1 protein-coding gene is annotated in these 1,729 nt (G+C 72.3%); it reads right to left on the minus strand.

The window, feature by feature from the left end; all coding sequences use genetic code 11:
• Positions 1–1,729: non-ribosomal peptide synthetase (locus tag D7V93_RS42620; protein WP_120648636.1), on the minus strand; the 1,729-nt coding region annotated here is incomplete at both ends.

Below are 1,729 nucleotides of genomic sequence, written 5' to 3' on the forward strand. Positions count from 1 at the left end.
ACCCTGCCCTTCCCCCAGCCGGGCCGCGAGCTGGGCGACCGTGGGCGACTGGAGCACCGCGCTCAGTTCGAGCTGCGCGCCCAGCATGCGGCGCACCCGGGCCACGAGCTGGGTGGCGAACAGCGAATGCCCTCCCAGTTCAAACAGGTTGTCATGCCGCCCCACCCGCTCCATCCCGAGCAGCGCCGCCGCGATTCCCGCCAGGGCCTCTTCCCCGGGGGACTCCGGCGGCTGGTAGCCGGTGCGCTCCGTCCGTTGGGGTCGGGGCAGCCGGGCCCGGTCCACCTTGCCGTTCGTGTTCAGCGGCCACGCGTCCACCACGACAATCACATCCGGCACCAGATAGCCGGGCAGCCGGCGGCGGAGCTCCGCGCGGACCGCCTCCCCCGACAGCACCGCTCCGGCGTCTGGCATGACATAGCCGAGCAGGCGCTCACCCGTGCCGTCCTTCAGGGCGACCGCGTCCCGCACCTCGGGCAGCGCCGCCAGGGCCGCCTCCACCTGCCCCAGCTCGATGCGTGCGCCACGGATCTTCACCTGGTCATCGCGCCGGCCGAGGAACTCCAGCGTGCCGTCCGACAGCCACCTGCCCACGTCGCCGCTGCGGTACAGGCGGCCTCCCGGCTTCGCGCTGAACGGATCCGGAATGAAGCGCTCGGCGGTGAGGGTCGGCCGTCCCAGATACCCGCGCCCGACCCCTTCGCCTCCGATGCACAGCTCACCCGGGGTTCCGTCCGGAACGGGGCGCAGGTGCTCATCCAGGATGACCACGTGGTAGTTGGAGAGGGGCCCGCCAATGGGCACGCGCTCACCGTCCACCGCGCCCACCGTCTGGAGCGTGCTGGCCACTGTCACCTCCGTCGGGCCGTAGCCGTTGACGAAGCGGTGGTGCGCGCCCCACTGCCGGGCCGTCTCTGGCAGGCATACGTCCCCGGTGCTCATCAGCACCTGGAGGTCGGGGAACCGGCCCGGTTGCAGCGTGCGCAGCACCGTCGCGGGCAGCACCGCGTGGGTGATGCTCCGGCCCACCAACACCTGGGCCAGCGGCTCCCCGGAGATGAGCGACGCATCGATGGTCTCCAGCCGACCGCCGTTGGGCAGCGCCATCAGGATGTCGAACAGGGACGCGTCGAAGGACGGGTGGAAGAACTGCAGCACCCGCGTGTCCGGCCCCAGCGCGCCCAGGAAGTCCCGCTGGGCATGCATGAGATTGGAAACCCCGCGATGCTCGGTCATCACCAGCTTGGGCTCACCGGTCGAACCGGAGGTGCAGATGATGTACGCGAGGTCCTCCGGAGCGAGCACCGCATCCTCGGCCTCCGGCGCGACGGAGCCCGCGTTGGAGCCCAGGTCGAGGAAGGGCACGCCCGGCACCGCGTGGGTTTCCGACAGGCCCACCACCAGCACCGCGCCAGCCCTCCGGACGACCTCCTGCCGCCAGTCCACCGGATGCGCCGGAGCCAGCGGCAGGTACGCCGCGCCGACCCGCCAGACGGCGAGCGCCAGTTCGATGAAGGCGGGGCCCCGGTCCAGCACCACCGCGACCACATCCCCCCGCCCGAGGCCCCGGGCCCGCAGGCGTCCGGCCAGGTCGCGGGTGCGCTCGCGCAGTCGCGCGTACGTCACGACGACGGATCCGTCCGAGAGCGCGACGCGATCGGCATGCTGCAGCGACCGCGCATCGATGACGTCCACCACCGACCGCCACGCGCCGTGGTCCACCCGGCTG

Origin of the sequence: Corallococcus llansteffanensis, from assembly GCF_003612055.1 — a bacterium.
Lineage (GTDB): Bacteria > Myxococcota > Myxococcia > Myxococcales > Myxococcaceae > Corallococcus > Corallococcus llansteffanensis.